Origin of the sequence: Thermoanaerobacterium sp. R66 (genome assembly GCF_028895185.1) — a bacterium.
Lineage (GTDB): Bacteria > Bacillota > Thermoanaerobacteria > Thermoanaerobacterales > Thermoanaerobacteraceae > Thermoanaerobacterium.
Genome location: NZ_JAEUWW010000001.1, coordinates 1,873,552 through 1,892,448, shown reverse-complemented (window position 1 = coordinate 1,892,448; position 18,897 = coordinate 1,873,552). Strand labels below are relative to the sequence as shown.

At 39.3% G+C, this 18,897-nt stretch carries 17 protein-coding genes and 1 riboswitch; of the genes, 12 read left to right on the top strand and 5 right to left on the bottom strand.

From position 1 onward, the window contains the following. Positions 1 to 13: 13 nt before the first annotated feature. Entirely contained in the window at positions 14 to 1,702 is a 1,689-nt protein-coding gene (locus JJQ93_RS09435; RefSeq protein WP_274893600.1) for a 2-oxoacid:acceptor oxidoreductase subunit alpha, read from the bottom strand. 393 nt (positions 1,703 to 2,095) lie between these two features. Between JJQ93_RS09435 and JJQ93_RS09430 the strand changes: the two genes are divergently transcribed. Then, on the top strand, positions 2,096 to 2,875 hold the full coding sequence (locus tag JJQ93_RS09430) for an MBL fold metallo-hydrolase (RefSeq protein WP_274893599.1): 780 nt from the start codon (positions 2,096 to 2,098) through the stop codon (positions 2,873 to 2,875). A 7-nt stretch (positions 2,876 to 2,882) separates the two neighbouring features. Here JJQ93_RS09430 and JJQ93_RS09425 read toward each other — a convergent pair whose 3' ends face one another. Beyond that, positions 2,883 to 3,800: a DUF4830 domain-containing protein gene (locus tag JJQ93_RS09425; RefSeq protein ID WP_085113679.1), complete on the bottom strand. Its 918-nt coding sequence runs from the start codon at positions 3,798 to 3,800 to the stop codon at positions 2,883 to 2,885. A 201-nt stretch (positions 3,801 to 4,001) separates the two neighbouring features. Between JJQ93_RS09425 and JJQ93_RS09420 the strand changes: the two genes are divergently transcribed. The 8 genes from JJQ93_RS09420 to serA all read left to right on the top strand — a co-directional run bounded on the left by JJQ93_RS09420 (position 4,002) and on the right by serA (position 13,410). Further along, positions 4,002 to 4,442 carry an ACT domain-containing protein gene (locus tag JJQ93_RS09420; RefSeq protein ID WP_085113678.1) on the top strand — a complete coding sequence of 147 codons (441 nt, stop codon included), beginning with the start codon at positions 4,002 to 4,004 and terminating at the stop codon, positions 4,440 to 4,442. Positions 4,443 to 4,472: 30 nt separating this feature from the next. Then, positions 4,473 to 5,732 (top strand): homoserine dehydrogenase, encoded by a 1,260-nt coding sequence (locus JJQ93_RS09415; protein WP_274893597.1) that lies wholly within the window; start codon positions 4,473 to 4,475, stop codon positions 5,730 to 5,732. Further along, positions 5,732 to 6,787 carry a threonine synthase gene (gene thrC, locus JJQ93_RS09410; RefSeq protein WP_085113676.1) on the top strand — a complete coding sequence of 352 codons (1,056 nt, stop codon included), beginning with the start codon at positions 5,732 to 5,734 and terminating at the stop codon, positions 6,785 to 6,787. Before JJQ93_RS09415 ends, thrC begins: the two co-directional genes overlap by 1 nt. After that, positions 6,780 to 7,685 (top strand): homoserine kinase, encoded by a 906-nt coding sequence (gene thrB / locus JJQ93_RS09405; RefSeq protein WP_274893596.1) that lies wholly within the window; start codon positions 6,780 to 6,782, stop codon positions 7,683 to 7,685. The genes thrC and thrB overlap by 8 nt, the downstream gene beginning before the upstream one ends. Positions 7,686 to 7,779: 94 nt before the next feature. Further along, positions 7,780 to 9,141, top strand: a complete 1,362-nt coding sequence (locus JJQ93_RS09400) for a S41 family peptidase (RefSeq protein WP_274893595.1) — start codon at positions 7,780 to 7,782, stop codon at positions 9,139 to 9,141. Positions 9,142 to 9,455: 314 nt separating this feature from the next. After that, the gene (locus JJQ93_RS09395) at positions 9,456 to 10,574 is read left to right on the top strand and encodes a glycerate kinase (protein ID WP_274893594.1); all 1,119 of its coding nucleotides are present in this window, start codon (positions 9,456 to 9,458) and stop codon (positions 10,572 to 10,574) included. Between the two features lie 126 nt (positions 10,575 to 10,700). Then, the gene (locus JJQ93_RS09390; RefSeq protein WP_274893593.1) at positions 10,701 to 11,786 is read left to right on the top strand and encodes a pyridoxal-phosphate-dependent aminotransferase family protein; all 1,086 of its coding nucleotides are present in this window, start codon (positions 10,701 to 10,703) and stop codon (positions 11,784 to 11,786) included. Positions 11,787 to 11,808: 22 nt separating this feature from the next. Next, positions 11,809 to 13,410 carry a phosphoglycerate dehydrogenase gene (gene serA, locus JJQ93_RS09385; protein WP_085113671.1) on the top strand — a complete coding sequence of 534 codons (1,602 nt, stop codon included), beginning with the start codon at positions 11,809 to 11,811 and terminating at the stop codon, positions 13,408 to 13,410. A gap of 30 nt (positions 13,411 to 13,440) precedes the next feature. Here serA and JJQ93_RS09380 read toward each other — a convergent pair whose 3' ends face one another. From JJQ93_RS09380 to JJQ93_RS09370, 3 genes are all read right to left on the bottom strand, one after another. Then, positions 13,441 to 13,659, bottom strand: coding sequence for a type II toxin-antitoxin system HicA family toxin (locus JJQ93_RS09380; RefSeq protein ID WP_274893592.1), 219 nt, complete (start codon positions 13,657 to 13,659; stop codon positions 13,441 to 13,443). After that, entirely contained in the window at positions 13,638 to 14,063 is a 426-nt protein-coding gene (locus JJQ93_RS09375; RefSeq protein WP_085113480.1) for a RelB antitoxin-like protein, read from the bottom strand. The genes JJQ93_RS09380 and JJQ93_RS09375 overlap by 22 nt, the downstream gene beginning before the upstream one ends. 143 nt (positions 14,064 to 14,206) lie before the next feature. Then, positions 14,207 to 14,290: riboswitch (cyclic di-GMP riboswitch) on the top strand. Between the two features lie 81 nt (positions 14,291 to 14,371). Next, entirely contained in the window at positions 14,372 to 15,190 is an 819-nt protein-coding gene (locus JJQ93_RS09370; protein WP_274893591.1) for a histidinol-phosphatase, read from the bottom strand. 1,176 nt (positions 15,191 to 16,366) lie between these two features. Between JJQ93_RS09370 and pyrG the strand changes: the two genes are divergently transcribed. From pyrG to hepT, 3 genes are all read left to right on the top strand, one after another. Further along, on the top strand, positions 16,367 to 17,965 hold the full coding sequence (pyrG, locus tag JJQ93_RS09365) for a CTP synthase (RefSeq protein WP_045413076.1): 1,599 nt from the start codon (positions 16,367 to 16,369) through the stop codon (positions 17,963 to 17,965). Between the two features lie 74 nt (positions 17,966 to 18,039). Beyond that, a complete protein-coding gene (gene mntA, locus JJQ93_RS09360; protein WP_274894088.1) occupies positions 18,040 to 18,471 on the top strand; it encodes a type VII toxin-antitoxin system MntA family adenylyltransferase antitoxin in 432 nt (143 codons plus the stop codon). Continuing rightward, a complete protein-coding gene (hepT, locus tag JJQ93_RS09355; RefSeq protein WP_274893590.1) occupies positions 18,461 to 18,892 on the top strand; it encodes a type VII toxin-antitoxin system HepT family RNase toxin in 432 nt (143 codons plus the stop codon). The genes mntA and hepT overlap by 11 nt, the downstream gene beginning before the upstream one ends. Positions 18,893 to 18,897: the final 5 nt, after the last annotated feature.

The following is an 18,897-nucleotide window of genomic DNA, read 5'->3' as shown; positions in this document are numbered from 1 at the left end:
TCCCTTTCTCAATTTAATACAAGCTTGACGATCTTGTCATTTCTCTCACTTTGTCGTAGATGTAACTTGAGCTCATCATGCGTCCATCGTATTTAAGTATGTGTTCATCTGCCTTTATAAGGGCGTTTTCTCTCATGAGGCTGTCAAGCTGTGCTGTGGCATTTTGCTCGACGTCTATTATCATCTTTGCAAATTTTCCGTACTTTTTTATAAGCTTTGTAGGAAATGGCCATATATCGCCAAATGACAATGCTCCTACTGACATTCCATCCTTTAAAAGCATGTCTACTGCTTCTTTTACAGGGCCGTACGTTGAACCCCAGCAGGTTATGAGGATATCAGGATTTTCAGTTCCCATAAATAGGGGCTCTTGAATTTCTTCTTTTAATAGCTTGAATTTTTTCATCCTCTTATTTACCATCTTTACCCTTACATCTTCCGACTCTGTAATGTGGCCAAATTCATCGTGTTCATCGCTATCTATAAGGACTGTGGCGCCTTCTACTTTGCCTGGTATTATCCTTGGTGATATGCCGCTTTCTGTCAGTTTGTACCTCTTATACACGCCATTTTCCAATGCTTCATGGCCTGACATATGCCTTTCTATTGTCACCTTAGTGAAGTCAAAAGGCTTTACAGTCACACCAGAGTCTGCCAGGTACTGGTCGCTTACAAGTATGACAGGTATCTGGTACTTGTCTGCTATGTTGAATGCCCTTGCAGTCTGATAAAAAGCATCTTCAGGGTTTCTTAATGATATCACCATCTTTGGAAATTCACCGTGGCCTGAATGGATTATGAACATTAGATCCCCTTGCTCTGTCCTTGTTGGAAAGCCTGTGGCAGGTCCCGGCCTTTGGACTTCCGTTATGACGATAGGGATTTCTGTTATCCCAGCTAAGCTTATGCCTTCCACCATCAGCGCAAATCCTCCACCTGAGCTTCCTGTCATGGCCCTTACTCCGGCGTAGGAGGCTCCTAATGCCATATTTATGGCAGATATCTCATCTTCTACTTGCTCAACTACTATGCCTGCATCATGCGATTTCTTAGCGATGTAGGTCATGACGCTTGTAGATGGTGTCATAGGGTATCCTGAGTAAAATTTGACTCCTGCAGCGATAGCTCCCAATGCGATAGCTTCATTGCCGCTTATGTAGATGTTGTCATCCTTTTTTCCAAGCGGCACGTTAAAAATCTGCTTTGCCATGCTGTAGCCAGCGTCGATAGCCTTTATATTTGCATTAAGCACATCGCCTTTGAATTCATCGTCTAATACGGTATGAGATACGTCTAATGGAATGCCAAAAAGTTTAAGCAGTACGCCTACGGCAGCAGTGCCTAAAACGCGGGGATTGCCGCACTCTTTTGCAACTGCTTTAAAATCAAATGACAAGTATGTGTCGTTATCTGAAATGGATTTGTCTAAGATGAGTTTTCCTGAAGGTTTCAAACTTTTAGCGTGCAAATTTACAGTGTCTTCATCGAGAGCGATTATGGCATCAAACTTCTCATCGTGTGAATAAATCGGTTTGTCGCCGAACCTTACCTGAATGAAGTTGTGACCGCCTCTTACCCGCGACATGTAATCTTTCATGGAAAATACATACAAGCCGCATCTTTTCAAGGTTTTTTCGATTATGTATGACAAGGTGTCTATTCCCTGACCGGCAGCACCGCCGATCAATACATTGTAGTCCATACATTAGTCCCCCTTATTTACAATATCTTGTAATTCAATTATACCACTATTGATAATTATTATCAATAAAAATGGAATATTATTTTTAAATAAATACATTTTACAGATGAAAACAGCTAAAACAATTCGCCTGTGATTATCCCACGAGTTATCCACATGTAAATGTGCATATGTGGATAAGTCCTGTGTTAAAAACTCTTATCTCGAATGTACTATTTTTAGACAAAAAACGACTGTGTAAGTGCTGTGAAAAAAGTTGCTCACATTTTATATGTTGATAAGTCTTGAAAACAGACTTTCTTCAAGTTGCCATAGAAAAAGGATTCTACTTGTTATATAATATTAGAGGACTTATGAAATTTGGAAGGGGGTAGCCCCGTTTTTGGGTATCTTATGAGGTTCTGTTCACTTAGATCTGGAAGCAGCGGAAATGCCACATATATAGGATATAAAGATGTACATATACTTGTGGACGCAGGCTTAAGCGGCAGTACAATAGAAAAAAGCCTTTTAAACATAGATGTAGATCCGCACAACATCTCGGCGATTTTGATAACGCATGAACACAACGACCACATAAAAGGCGCAGGCATATTGTCCAGAAGGTATGATATTCCCATCTATGCCAATGAGGCCACATGGACTTCTATGGAAGGCTTTATAGGAGATATTGAGCCTCACAACAAGCGATTTTTCAAGACAGGCGAAGACTTTACATTAGGCGATGTAAAGATACGGCCATTTAAAAAGTCCCACGATGCTTCAGAACCTGTAGGTTTCTCGTTTTTTTGCGGTCAGAATAAAGCCACCATCGCTACAGATTTAGGGTATATAAGTAGAGGGGTGGCAGCGAACATAATGGACTCTGACGTAGTGCTATTAGAGTCAAATCACGACGTGGATATGCTGATAAACGGCACGTACCCATGGCCTTTAAAGAAAAGAATACTTTCGCCACATGGACATCTTTCCAATAAAGATGCAGCAGAGGCCATAAAGAAGTTTATAAAGCTTAAATCGATAGGCAAAATCTACTTAGGACATCTAAGCCAAAACAACAACAAACCAGAGATAGCGTACAAGACGGTTGTAGATGCGCTTAAGGAAGAAGGCATAGACTACGAGATAAATATGGCTTTGCGGTATGCAGAAAGCGATATTGTGGAAATATAAAAGGGCCTTATGGCCCTGTTCCTATTGATTCTATCTTCCACGGTGAGTCTTTTGTTGACTTTGCTATTATAAAGAAGAACGTATTTCTTCCACTTCTTATAGATGTATTATTTTCACTTTTTAACGTCAGATTTACTGTCACTTTGTACTCTTTGCTCTCGTAGATATTTCTATTCTTTGAAGGTGTGTAACTTTTATTTTCATCTATGCTTAATACAGTTGCCGATTTTGTATTTAGTTCCAGGCTGTTTGACTCAAAATCGGCATTGTAAAGGACGCCTGCAGGCCTATTGACGTAAAGCATATCGTGCAGCACATCGATAGATAGTGTTGAATATATTAAGCCTTTGTCGCCTTTGTTTATGCCATTAAAATAAGCGTATATTAGTTCTTCAGGTGTAAGCTTGTCTGTGGATGGTGATGACATTTGCTTTAGGAAACCGTGGGATGCGACCCAGTCTATCCAAGGCCTTTCTGTAAGGGTCTCGATGTAATTTTTCTTAAGCGAAAGAGGCGTTGACGCGTTGAATTCAAGCCACGCTCCTATTATATTTTCTCCATCCCGTAAGATGACTGCATTGACAGGGTATGTGTACTTGCTGCTTTCACCCTGTCCAGGAAGTTTTTCATTCAACCTGTAGATCACAGCTTTTACTGTCTTGCCTTTGTACTTTTCTATATTATACCCTATGTCTCTCGACAAAAAATTCACTTCAGTCCAATAAAGTCCAACAGGCATAGATGTGCTTTGAATCTTCCAATCTGATGGTATCGTCACATCAAAGTAAGGAGATTCTTTCTCAGGGCTAAAGCCGTATTTAAGCAAAAACTTCGTATCATCATTATAAACATTAAATTGGCCGCCAGAACAAGCAGTCAAAAATATCGTCAATGCAATACACACAAAAATCAAAAATTTCTTCAAATTCATCTCCCCTTTAAAACATTTACTTATATTATATAACAAATTAAATGCTAATTCGTTACAAAATTATAAATTTTTTAAGGCACATTTATGTCCAAAAGATAATTTGCACTTGATTTTTTTAAAAAGCTGTGATAAAATGTTCACAATACATGGATATATGTACACTATATAGATACATGGCTGAAAGGGGGCGGAATCTTGCAGGAAGAAAGCAAATTTTACATCATAAGGGAAGAAGTACTATCTGAAGCATTGAAAAAGACCATCTTGGCGAAAGAGCTTTTGGAGACAGGTGAAGCTAAGACCATAAACGAGGCAGTGAAAAAAGCAGGCTTATCCAGAAGTGCGTTTTACAAGTACAAAAACTATATTTTCCCTTATTCCAAATTTTCTAAAGGGAAGATAGTGACCCTGTCCCTTTTATTAGAGCACATGCCAGGGATACTGTCGTCAATACTTGATGTAATCGCCATGATGAAGGGCAATGTCATAACTATAAACCAAAGTATGCCGTCCCTTGGCGTTGCAAGTGTCTCTATATCCATAGACACGCAGTACATGGTAAAAGGCATCGAGGAGCTTATAGAGAAAATAGAAGAAGAGCACGGTGTCAGAAAAGTAGAGATTCTTGGCGAATAAAATATTGTTTTAGAGAGGAAGGAATTTGCTGTGAAGATAGGTTTAATGGGGCTTGGAACTGTCGGTTCAGGTGTTGTACACCTGATAGAAGAAAATGGGGATGCCATTGAGAAAAAGATTGGCCAGAAGATAGAGATTAAAAAGATACTTGTGAAGGATCCAGAGAAGAAAAGGATCAAAGAAGCACAGGGCAAAATAACCATAGATCCCTACGACATCTTAGACGATCCAGAGATAGATGTGGTTGTGGAAGTTATGGGGAAAGAGCACCCAGCACTGGAGTACATGAAAGAAGCCATATTAAGAGGCAAAAATGTCGTTACAGCCAACAAAGAAGTCATTGCAAAACATGGTAAAGAGCTTATAAAGTTGGCAGATGAAAACAACGTAAACCTCCTTTACGAGGCGTCAGTAGGTGGCGGCATACCTATCATAAGGCCATTGAAAAGCTGCCTTGCTGCCAACAAGATACACGAGATAAAAGGGATCTTGAATGGAACCACCAACTATATACTGACAGAGATGAAGTCGAGGGGATTAAGCTTTGAAGGAGTATTGAAAGAGGCACAGCAGAAAGGGTATGCGGAGCTGGACCCTACAGACGATGTGGATGGGTTTGATGCTGCAAGAAAGCTTGCCATCCTTTGCACACTTTCGTTTAACAAGTACGTCATGCCTGATAATATATATACAAAAGGCATCAGGACCATATCAAAAGAGGACATAAAGTACGCCGATGAATTGGGCTTTACCATTAAACTTATAGCTTTTGGCAGGCTTGACGAAGATGAAAAGTTGGAAGCATGGGTACATCCTGTCATGATATCAAAGAAAAACCCGCTAAATGGGGTAAACGGTGTATACAATGCCATCTTGGTGGAAGGCAATGCGGTTGGAAGGCTTATGTTCTACGGACAAGGCGCCGGCATGATGCCTACAGCCAGTGCAGTTGTGGCCGATGTCATAGATGTGGCAAATCACATACCTACTCAAAACGGCTATGATGATGCAGTGATGAAAGACATCGTGGATACAGTATCCAGATACTATATAAGGATAATAGCACTTGATAAACCTGGCGTCATGAGCAAAGTCACAGGAGTTTTAGGGCAGGAAGGCATAAGCTTAGTGTCTGTCGTTCAAAAAGAGGTATTGGGAGAATATGCTGAGATAGTCCTTATAACCCACAATGCCTTGACAAAGAATCTGTTTAGTGCATTGGATGAAATAGAAAGGCTAAAAGAGGTTGACAGAGTCGCCAGCGTAATAAGAGTAGAGGGGGAAGAATGATGGAATGGGATGGAATAATAAAGTCGTACAGAAGCTACATGCCTAAAATAGACGATGAGAACATAATCACGTTAAAAGAAGGAAATACACCCCTTATAGAAGCTGAAAACATCGAGAAAGATTTTCCGGGGCTAAAGATCTACTTAAAGTATGAAGGTCTAAATCCCACAGGCTCTTTTAAAGATAGAGGCATGACGGTAGCTGTGTCCATGGCGAAGCAGGAAGGTTCACAGGCTGTCGTGTGTGCATCAACAGGCAACACATCTGCGTCGGCGGCTGCTTATGCGGCAAAGGCCGGACTTAAATGCGTAGTCCTGATTCCAGGTGGAAAGATAGCATTAGGCAAACTGGCTCAGGCGATAGCTTATGGTGCAGAAGTCGTCGCCATAAACGGCAATTTTGATGACGCATTAAACCTCGTCAGGGAGATATCTAAAAAGCACCCTATAACCGTAGTAAATTCCATAAACCCGTACAGGTTGGAAGGGCAGAAGTCATCATCGTTTGAAATATGCGATACGCTTAAGAAGGCTCCTGATTATCTGGCACTTCCTGTTGGCAATGCAGGAAATATTACGGCGTATTGGATGGGCTTTAAAGAGTATTACCGCAATGGCATGATCGGTAGTCTGCCTAAGATGATAGGATTTCAGGCGGCAGGCGCAGCACCTATCGTAGAAAACAGGGTATTTGAGCATCCTGAGACGATAGCCACAGCCATAAGAATCGGCAATCCAGCCAGTTGGCAGAAAGCCGTCGCTGCAAGGGACGAATCAGGGGGCTTAATCGACAAAGTGACGGACGATGAGATATTAGAGGCGTACTCATATCTTGCTAAGAGGGAAGGGATTTTTGCAGAGCCTGCCTCATGTGCTTCTATTGCAGGCGTCATAAAGAAGTACAGAGAGGGTCTTTTCAAAGAGGGAGATACAGTCGTCTGCGTCTTGACAGGAAACGGGCTTAAAGATCCTGATACAGCCATAAACTTAGGCGGGAAAGGCGTAAAGACTGTGGATGCTGATTTGAAGTCATTGGAAGGTGCAATATATGGTTAAGTCTGTCTGCGTGAGGGTGCCTGCATCTACAGCTAACTTAGGTCCTGGGTTTGACTGCCTGGGTATTGCGCTAAATCTTTACAATGAAATCTACATGGAGATAAAAGGCCATAAACTTGAAATTGATGTTGAAGGGGAAGGCATTTTAAATATAGATCGGAACGAAGAAAACCTCGTCTATAAGGCGGCCAAAAAAGTTTTTGACAAAGCCAATATTTCTGTAGATGGGCTTTACATAAAGTCTAAAAATGGCATTCCGACGGGAAGTGGTTTGGGAAGCAGTGCAGCAGCTATAGTAGGTGGTCTTGTAGCTGCAAATGCCTTAATCGGAAGTCCTTTAAGCCGGGATGAGATATTAGATATAGCCTCATCGATGGAAGGCCATGCTGACAACGTATCGCCTGCTTTAAACGGCGGCTTCAATGTGGCTACTTTTGATGGGAAAAAGACTTATTTTGTAAAAAAAGAGTTGGACGATAATATTGCGTTTTTGGCCTTTTACCCTAAAAGAGAGCTTTTGACTTCAAAGGCAAGAGGCGTGTTGCCGTCTATCATCGAATTTAGAAGCGCAGTATTTAACGTGGGAAGATCATCCCTTTTTACAGCGTCCATATTTTCAGGCAGATATGATTTGCTTAAATATGCTTCGCAGGATATGCTTCATCAGGTGTACAGGAAAGAGTTCATTAAAGAGATGTACTATGTGATAGAGGAAGCGTTGGATAAAGGGGCATATGCTGCATTTTTAAGCGGTGCAGGGCCTACCATGATGGCTATGGTTGATAGAAGTGCCTTAAGCCATGTGGAGGAAGCCATAAAGAAAGTGTACAAAGATAGAAGCATAGAGTGTAGCGTTTATAAGTTAAAGTGCGACAATGACGGCGCTACAATCATATAAAGGTCTAATATTAGGCCTTTATTTCGTATTTGCGTAAGATGGTTGAAAATTTTATGGTATAATTAAGGTAAATTATTCTTAAGGAGGCTATCTTATGAAGAGGCATTTATCAATTTTTATGGCATTTGTAATCGTATTGACACTTGTTTTATCTGCACCTATAGGGGTTTTTGCTGCCACAGCAACACAAGACGACATAAGCAGCTATCTAAATGATTTAGGCTCATTTATGCAGTTTATAAAAGAAAATTATGCAGGTGATGTCACGTACGATCAGATGGAACAAGGTGCCATACAAGGCATACTATCTTCACTTGATAAGTACAGCACGTATTTCACAAAAGATGAGATGAATTCCTTTATGGAATCTACTTCAGGCACATTTACAGGAGTAGGCTTGGAAGTAGAAGAAAGAGGACAGGACATAGTAGTCGTATCTACTATAAAAGGTTCTCCAGCTTATAAGGCGGGTATACAAAGTGGTTACATAGTAGAATCTGTCGATGGTAAAGACGTAAAAGGCATGGACATAGCAGACGTCACAAACCTCATAAAAGGTGATAAGGGAACAACTGTAACTATCGACTTTCTTGCAAACGGCAAGACGGTTGAGTACAAGCTTGTAAGGGATGTAATAAGCATAAATCCTGTCACATACAAGATAATAAACGGTGTTGGGTACATAAGCATAAGTGAGTTTAACGGAAATACTTATGACAATGTAGCAAAGGCTCTTGACTATATGGATCAAAACAATATAAATAAGCTTGTCATAGACTTAAGGGATAATCCTGGCGGGTATCTTCAAGAGGCTGTAGATGTGGCTAATTTCTTTGTGCCTGCAGGGCCTGTTGTAACGGTGGCTATGAACAGTGGAAATGAGACGTACTATTCATACTTGAAAAACCCTAAGTACAAGATAGCGGTTCTCATAAACGGAAACACCGCATCTGCTGCGGAAATACTATCTGGCGCAATACAAGACACAAAAGCAGGAATCCTTGTAGGGGAAAATTCCTACGGCAAAGGGACAGTGCAAGAGGTATTTCCATTTTCTGATGGCAGTGGCATGAAGCTTACAATCGCTAAGTATTTGCTTCCATCTGGCCGCTCCATAAACGGAGTAGGGCTTAAACCTGATGTGGAAGTGAAAGACAGCAGAGTGTTTTTGCCTCAGCTTATATACACAGATGATGTGAAAAAAGGCGATACAGGGTACAATGTGAAGCTTTTGCAGTCGTACTTAAGCCTTTTAGGCTACTACAAAGGTGAGCCAAATGGGTACTTTGGCAATGATACGTACGATGCACTTATAAGCTTCCAAAAGTACGCAGGCATTCCGACAACAGGTGTCATGGATAGAGGCACTGTCGATGCACTTTCGTACTTCTACGGCTTGACACTTCAAAACGATGCACAGCTTGACAAGGCCATTGAGCTTTTAAATCAACAGTAGATGAGAGAAAACAATTTTGATTCGTTCGCTCTCGGAGTTGAAAAGCGACTAAACTAAAGCTCGATCTTGAACTTCAGCAGGGTTCCGGGCACATTCGGCGTCCATGCCTCAAGTGCCCGTCTCAGCCATCCATGGCTTCGACCCTGCTTTCGTTCGTCGATCTCGCCAAGTTTAGTTATCGCTTTCCAACAAGTCGCTTCACTCATTCAAAATTGTTTCCATTGTTATCATGGTATTAAGAAAGTTTCACATCTTTTATAGGTTAAATATGGATTCTAAAAGATATTTCACTATTTAAAAAAGGTGGTGAAACAGTGAAGATATTAGTCGCGCCTGACTCCTACAAAGGAAGTTTGTCATCAAAGGAAGTCATAGAAGCTATGACGGAAGGTATAGAAAGAGTTGTAGATGCTGAGATTATAAAAGTGCCTATAGCTGACGGTGGAGAAGGTACAGTAGACGCATTGATTTCTTCATCAGGTGGGAAAATCATAGAAACAGAAGTGATAGGCCCTCTTGGCAATACTGTAAAAAGCTTTTTTGGAATCTTAGATGATGGCACAGCGGTCATAGAGATGGCTGCATCGTCTGGTTTAAACCTTGTGCCAGATGACATGAGAAATCCTTTAGTCACTACTACGTACGGCGTAGGGCAGCTTATACGAAAAGCCCTTGACGAAGGATGCCGCAGATTCATCGTAGGCTTAGGCGGCAGTGCCACAAATGACGGCGGCGCAGGCATGATGGCGGCTTTAGGAGCAAAGCTCTTAGATGAAGACGGGAAGGACATACCTTACGGTGGAGGAAATCTTTCAAAGTTAGAGAAAATAGACGTAGATGGCTTGGATAAGAGGATATACGAAAGCAGCTTCACAGTGGCATCAGATGTCATTAATCCTCTTTGCGGCAAAAACGGTGCATCTTACGTTTACGGTCCTCAGAAAGGCGCTACACCTGAAATGGTAGAAATTCTTGATAACAATTTAAACCATTATGCAAATGTTGTAAAAGAAACATTAGGCAAAGATTTTAAAGATACGCCAGGTGTTGGCGCAGCAGGAGGATTGGGGTTTGCCTTGATAGCATTTTTAAATGCCAAGATGAGGCCTGGCATAGAGATAGTGATGGAGGTTGCCAAACTGGAGGAAAAGATAAAGTCTTGCGACATAGTCATAACAGGCGAAGGCAACACAGACTTTCAAACTGCGTTTGGCAAGGCGCCGGCAGGCATAGCCACGATTGCCCAAAGATATGGTAAGAAAGTCATAATCCTATCAGGCGGTTTAGGTAGTGGATACAAAGAGCTTTATAAAATAGGTGTTACAGCTTTGTTTAGCATAGTGGATAGGCCTATGACGATAGATGAAGCCATGCATGATGCCAAAAGGCTTATAGCTGACAGGATGGAGGACATAATCCGCTTATTTGTTTAAATTTGTATAAGGTAAACTAATACATATCATAATGTCTACTTATAGTAGACATTTGTTTTTTACTATTGCATTTTTTTCTTTAATAGTTTATCATATTAAATAAATATTTAAAAAGGTGTGAAGCTTATGAAAAATAGGATTCTCATGACGCCGGGTCCTACTATGGTGCCAAATGAAGTATTGGACGTATGCCACCTTCAGCCGTATCACCATAGGACGCCGGAATATTTTAAATTATTTTCAGATCTTAATTCAAACCTTAAAAAGATATTTAAAACAAGTATGGATGTGTTGACGCTGACGTCATCTGGTACAGGCGGCATGGAAGCCGTCGTGGCGAATCTCTTTAAAAGAGGCGATAAAATCTTGGTGGCCAGCATAGGCCATTTTGGAGAGAGGTTTTACGACATTACAAAAGCTTACGGACTTGATTCTGATATTATCGATTTTGGTTGGGGCAATGCAGTCCATCTTGACATTTTAGACGATGCCTTGAAAAAACATAAGTACAAGGCTTTGATTGTGACGCAGAATGAGACGTCAACAGGTGTCACAAATGACGTAAAATCAATAGCTGATGTAGCCAAAAAGCATGGTACGCTTATGGTAGTTGACGCAGTAAGCTCATTAGGCGGCATACCTCTTGATATGGATGAATGGGGATTAGATGCGGTCATTACCTGTTCACAGAAGTGCCTGATGTCCCCGCCGGGATTAAGCTTTGTTGCATTAAGCGAGAGAGCGTGGCAGATGGCAGAGGAGTCTGATCTTCCTAAGTATTATTTTGACCTTAAAAAAGCGAGAAAAGGCGTGCAAAACGAAAAGCCGGACAATCCATATACACCAGCAGTTTCCACTGTGATGGCTGTAAAAAAAGCCACAGACATGCTTCTTCGAACAGGTATGGACACAGTATACAAAAATCAGCATGCAATCGGTGAAAGAGTGAGGAAAACCGTAAAAGACATGGGGCTTAAGCTTTTTCCAGATGAGGCAATATCGTCAGATCTTTTGACGGCAGTAGAAGTTCCGAAAGGATATAAAGCTGGAGATATAATAAACTACATGTCAGAAAAAGGTGTGCTTGTGACAGGTGGACAAGGGAATTTAAAAGGTAAGATAATCAGGATTGGCCACATGGGCTATGTCACAGATGAAATGCTTGACTTGACGTTTGATGCACTAAAAAGCGCATTATCGGATTTATCTTAATTTTATTTAAGGGGGATTTATTGTGAAAGTATTGGTGACGGAGAGAATAGCCGAAAGCGGCTTGGAGTACCTTAAGAGTCATGCGGATGTGGACTTTAAACTGGATCTATCGCGAGAAGAACTTTTGAATATCATAGGCGATTACGATGCAATAGTCGTGAGAAGTGTTACAAATGTCGATAAAGAACTTATCTCAAAGGGAAAGAATTTAAAAGTAATAGGAAGGGCAGGCAATGGCGTCGATAATATAGACCTTTTGGCAGCAACGGAAAAAGGCATAATTGTCGTAAATACTCCTGAAGGCAACATCATATCGGCTGCAGAGCATACGATTGGGCTTATGCTATCTATTGCCAGAAATATACCACAAGCGTATATTGGCGCAAAAAACGGCGACTTTAGAAGAAACAAATTTAAAGGTGTGGAGCTAAGCGGAAAGACTGTAGGCATAATCGGACTTGGCAGGATAGGATCGCTAGTTGCCACAAGGCTTGCATCATTTGATATGAAAGTCATTGCGTATGACCCGTATATACCAGACAGCCGCTTTGAAAAGTTTGGCGTAAGAAAAGTTTCATTTGACGAGCTTTTGCAAGAATCGGATTTTATAACTATCCATACACCAAAGACGGAGGAGACCATTGACATAATAAGCCATGAGGAATTCAAGAAAGTCAAAAAAGGCGTGAGAATCGTAAATTGCGCAAGAGGCGGTCTTATAAATGAAGAAGCTTTGTACGATGCAGTCAAAGAAGGAATTGTTGCTGCGGCTGCACTGGATGTGTTTAAAGTTGAACCGTCTTATGACAGGGAAAAGCAGGACTTTCACAATAAGCTTTTAGAGCTTCCAAATGTTGTAGTGACCCCACATTTAGGTGCTTCAACTGTAGAAGCTCAAAACAATGTAGGCATATCTGTAGCAAAAGAAGTGATAACGGCATTAAGTGGAAAACTTTACGGCAACATAGTAAACCTTCCTGATGTAAAAGCCGATGAATTTGGAGAATTGAAGCCGTACATGAAGCTTTGCGAAGCAATGGGTTCACTTTACTATCAAATAAGCGATGTGCCTGCAAAAACGGTAGAGATAATATACAGAGGAGAAATATCCGGTCTAAACACTGAAGTCGTCACGCTTCATGCCTTGAAAGGACTCTTAAAGCCTGCATTGAAAGAAGGCATAAGCATTGTGAATGCAAGGCTAAGAGCAAAGGAAATGGGGATAGAAGTAATAGATGGCAAGATAGAAGAAATAGATCATTATTCAAGCCTTGTCACCATAAATGTGATTGACACAAAAGGAGAATCTTATAAATTTTCAGGGACAACGTATGGCGATGAAATACGTATCGTAGAATACTTGGGGCACAGGGTTAACTTTGAGCCTACAGAGTACATGCTTTTTGTTAAAAATAAAGATGTGCCAGGTGTAATTGGACACATCGGAAATGTATTGGGGGACTTTGGCATAAACATATCTTCCATGCATGTAAGTCCCAATAAAAACGACGGGACTGCTCTCATGATCGTTAATACAGATAGAGAAATCCCTATTGAAGCCGTAGAATCATTAAACAAACTAAATAGCATATTGAGGGCAAAGGCAGTGAAAAATCTGATATAAAAAAATCTCCCATTCGAATGGGAGATTTTTTTATATCTTGCTATTAAAATATTCTTCCGTAACTTGTAATTGCTTTTTTAAGATCTCTTGCCATAAGTGCTTCTTTATTTCGCCGCTACCCATTGAAACCTTTGTGCGTCGTATATTTCCATCTTTATCCCGCTTTATATAAAAGTAATGATCTGTTTTTTTATACAATTCCCAACCGTCTCTTTCTAAAAAGCGCTTTAATTCCTTCCATGTTGGCATTTAATAAGCTTTTTAACTCCTTCAGGATTATCTTGTAGCAGTATATTTAATACATAAGGTAGATGTTCTCTACGGTTGGGAGCCGAATACCAATATTGAAAATCGTTATAAAAGTCTTCTGCATATTCAATCATGTCAGCAACAAGTAAATTTAATGCTTCATTTTCGTCTTTGCCATTGACAACAATGTCGATTTCATTTAAAGAAATTGTTACAGTACCATCATCTTCATTTAGAACATTTGCTGTAAATGTATAAGCTGTTAACATTTCTTTAATCATGTCTATATTAGAAACAAAGACGTAATCCTTTGTTCGCTTTATAATTTTAGGTTTTTCCCGAACAACTGAATTGATGAAATCTGCCCATTCTTTGCGTACATCTGTAGCATTAACTGTAAACATCTTATTCATTCCCCCTATCACCTCCCATTATATCATATTATGTATATTATGTACACTATGCACATTTTATAGCTTTGAGTGTAAAAAAATTTTTTATCAAAGAAGGAAAATTATGTTTTATGTCGAATATTAGAAATATAAACAAAAAAATAGGATTCTGTGAAGCATAACCTGTATCTGGGCACCTGGGTTATGCGGAGATAGTGGTGCAACCGGCCGTAGTCTTTACTGCGGCTTTTTGCTTTATGGGGATAGGGGTTTATATACGGCAAAAGGATAAGCTTATGCTTATCCTTTTAGCGTATATTTTATATCTTGTACGGTATTCTTTTTCTCTTGTCAAAATAGTTAAGAGTGTCAATCCCAAATGATTTCACGTAATTATATGCTTTGTCAAAATCTCTTGCTACATCTTCCGGCGTATGTGCATCAGAGTTTACAAGAATAGGGATATTGTACTTTTTAATCATTGACATTATCTCTTTAGATGGATATATTTCACCTACAGGTTTTCTCCAACCTGCTGTTGAAACTTCCACAGCTATTCCGGTCTTTGCTATATTCTTAATATTTTCTTCTATTTTATCATAAACCATTGGCGTTGGTCTGTACTTAAAAATTTTTACCAAATCGATATGGCCTATAAAGTCAAAGATACCCGTTTCAGCCATTTTTTCAATCATATTAAAATACTCTAAATACACAGAGTCCACATCGCAGGACTCCCAGATATCAAGGCAGTCATCAAGATCTATGCCCCAGTCATCGATCCAGTGGATGGAGCCTATCACATAATCCCATGGATATGGCTTTAAGAAATCCATAAGCTCTTTTTCTTTGCCTGGTATATAGTCTGCTTCTATGCCTAATTTTACAGGAAGTCCCATAGACTTTGCTTCATTTATAAGCGATACATATTCATCTATGTCTTGACCGTTGTACTTTTTAATCCATTCCCCTCTAAAGCCGTCGCTTCCAAATGCATCGTATCCTTTATCAAATCTGTATCCATGCTCTGATATGCCTATCTCTTTAAGGCCTTTATCTAATGCCGTATCTACAAATTTTTTAAGCCAATCAATCGTGTACGGTCCTCTTTCTATGTGTACGTGATAATCTGATGGCATATATTTTCCCCCTTTACATTGATAAACTAATTATAATATCAAAACAAAAACATTGCAATAACTCAAGAAAACGTATGATATAATAATGGTAGCCTCCAAGAAGGGAGGTGAAACAATGGCCACTGGTGGCAAAAGGCGGAGAGAAAACCGCCAAATAGACTGGTACAAAGTCACAGAAATACTGCTTAAGTTATTAGAGATAATAATTAAGTGGTACACGAAGTGATATGTACATAGTCGAGAAAAAGGTGAGGGTAGCAGCCTCACCTTTTTCTATAAACAATGACCACTGGCTTTAAATTTGTCTATATATATTATACCACATTATTGTATTTTTCAAACATTTTTCAGTAAAAATATTGCAATAGCAGGTAAAAACGTATGGTATAATAATGATAGCCTCCAAGAAGGGAGGTGAGCGTTGTGACCGCAGGCAGCAAAAGGCGGAAAAGAGGCCGCCAAATAGACTGGTACAAGATCACGGAAATACTGCTTAAGTTATTAGAGATAATAATTAAGTGGTACACGAAGTGATATGTACATAGTCGAGAAAAAGGTGAGGGCAGCATCCTCACCTTTTTCCATAACATTGTGACCACAGGCTTTAAATTTGTCTATATATATTATACCACATTATTTTATTTTTCAAACATTTTTCAGTAAAAACATTGCAATAACAGGTAAAAACGTATGATATAATAATGGTAGCCTCCAAGAAGGGAGGTGACAAAGTGTCCACAGGTAGCAGAAGGCGGAGAGAAAACCGCCAAATAGACTGGTACAAAGTCGCGGAAATACTGCTTAAATTATTAGAGATAATAATTAAGTGGTACACGAAGTGATATGTACATAGTCGAGAAAAAGGTGAGGGTAACGGCCTCACCTTTTTCTATGCAAAGTGTCCACAGGTTTTAAATTTGTCTATATATATTATACCACATTATTTTATTTTTCAACCCCCTTTACATTCAAAAAAATCTCATATATAATAAAAAAGTATTTATTTTTTTTGGGGTGTTTTTGATGAGTCATTATCGAAGAAAATTTAAAAAACCATCAAAAAATTAAAGGGATAAGAGTCTCTATTTTTAAGAATAGAGATTTTTTTAATGCCTTTCACTTAATTAAACGCATTTAATGCACGATATAAGATAAAATAAAAGATGAGGTGAGACGATGTCAAAGTATATATTTGTGACGGGCGGTGTTGTGTCATCATTAGGCAAAGGAATAACAGCAGCGTCATTAGGGAGGCTATTAAAAAGCCGCGGCATTAGCGTGGCGGTGATAAAATGCGATCCATATATAAACATAGATCCGGGAACCATGAGTCCATACCAGCATGGCGAAGTATTCGTTACAGAAGACGGTGCAGAGACGGACTTGGATCTTGGCCATTATGAAAGATTTATCGATATAAACCTTACAAAAAGCAGCAATATAACGACAGGTAAAGTGTACTGGTCTGTCATATCAAAAGAAAGAAAAGGCGATTATTTAGGAGCTACGGTTCAGGTAATTCCCCACATTACAAATGAGATAAAAGAGAGAATAAGGCGAGTAGGGAAAGAGCAAAATGTTGACTGTGTCATCGTGGAGATTGGCGGTACCGTAGGTGACATAGAAAGTTTGCCGTTTTTAGAGGCTATAAGGCAGATAGGCGTCGAAGAAGGAAAAGACAATGTCATGTTCATACACGTTACACTTGTGCCACATCTCGGCAAGACTGGTGAACTTAAGACAAAGCCTACACAGCACAGCGTAAAAGAATTAAGATCCATTGGCATACAGCCAGACATGATCGTCTGCAGGACGGAGTTTCCTCTTACAGAAGATATAAAAGAAAAGATTGGCATGTTTTGCAATGTTAAACCAGATGCTGTCATTGAAAATATCGATGTAGACTCCATCTATGAAGTCCCACTGGAGCTTGACAGGCAAAAAGTAGATGAATACGTCATAAATAGGTTAAACTTACCGGCAGGTGAGCCTGATCTTAAGGAATGGAGAGCATTTGTTGAAAAAGAGAAAAATCTGAAAAAAGAAGTAGAGATAGCTTTAGTAGGAAAATACGTCGAACTGCACGACGCGTATATAAGCGTTGTAGAATCGTTAAGACATGCAGGAATATACAACGACGCCAATGTAAAGATAAGGTGGGTAAACTCTGAAAATGTAAATGACGATACGGTTGACGAGCTTTTAAGAGGTGCGAAAGGCATCCTGGTGCCTGGAGGATTTGGCGATAGAGGCGTAGAAGGAAAAATAAGGGCAGCTCAGTACGCCAGAGAAAACAAGATACCGTACTTAGGGCTGTGTTTAGGTATGCAGTGTGCGGTGATAGAGTTTGCAAGAAATGTAGCAGGACTTAAGAACGCCCACTCTACAGAGTTTAACGGTGCTACGCCATACCCTGTCATAGACCTTATGCCTGAGCAAAAGGACATAGACGAGAAGGGCGGCACAATGAGGCTTGGAGTATATCCTTGCAAGCTAAAGGAAGGCACAAAGGCTTATGAAGCATATAAAGATGAGCTTATATATGAACGTCACAGACACAGGTACGAGTTTAATAACGAGTATAGAGAGCTTCTCACATCAAAAGGACTTGTATTGTCAGGCTTATCGCCGGATGATAGACTTGTAGAGATAATAGAAGTGAAAGACCATCCATATTTTGTGGCATCACAATTCCATCCAGAGTTTAAATCAAGGCCATTAAGACCCCACCCACTATTTAGGGATTTTATAGCTGCAGCATTGTTGATGAAGTAATAAGGATCCGCTTTCGGATCCTTTTTGATTTGTACCTTTTTTGTGATATAATGACAATGAAAATTAGTAAATTGGTGATAATTATGAGAAATTTAACAAATATCAAAAAACAGATTGATTTGCTTGTAGATTATGTAAAAGAAAATCCTAATATATTAGCTTTGTATATCTTTGGATCGTATGGGACGGAATATCAAAATGAAAATAGTGACATCGATTTTGCTGTTTTATATGAACGTATGCCAAGCCTTAATGATGAGCTTTCATTAGAAGTAAAATTTTCGGAAATATTAGGCACAGATGATATAGATTTAATAAATCTAAATAAAGCATCTCTTGAGTTTAAACATAAGGTAATCTATACAGGCGATCTATTGTATTGCAGAGATTATTTAAAATTAGCTGATTTTAAAGAAAATGTTTTTAAGTTTTACGGTGATTATGGAATAACAATGAAATTTTTTTACGACGATTATTTGAAAGGACTGAAAGAAAATGCCCTATGATGTTGAAAAAATTCTAAAAAAAATTACCATCATAAAAAATTGCATAAAGAATCTTGAAGAACTTGCAAATTTAAAACCAAAGGAATTTGTATCAGATTTTATATATTATGACTCTGCTAAATATAATTTGCAAATAGCTATAGAGGCGATGATAGATATAGGAAATCATATCATATCAAGGAAGGGACTAGATTCCCCAAAAACTTATGCTGATACTTTTGAAATTCTAGGGAAATACAATATTCTGCCTATTGATATGGTAAATACATATAAGCAAATGGCGAAGTTTCGCAATAGAATCGTACATTTTTATGATGATGTCAATGAGGAAGAAATTTATAGTATCCTACAAAATAATTTAATTGACTTTAAAAAGTACATTAATTCTATAGGTACGTTTTTAGGTCAGAAACTAATATGAGTTGC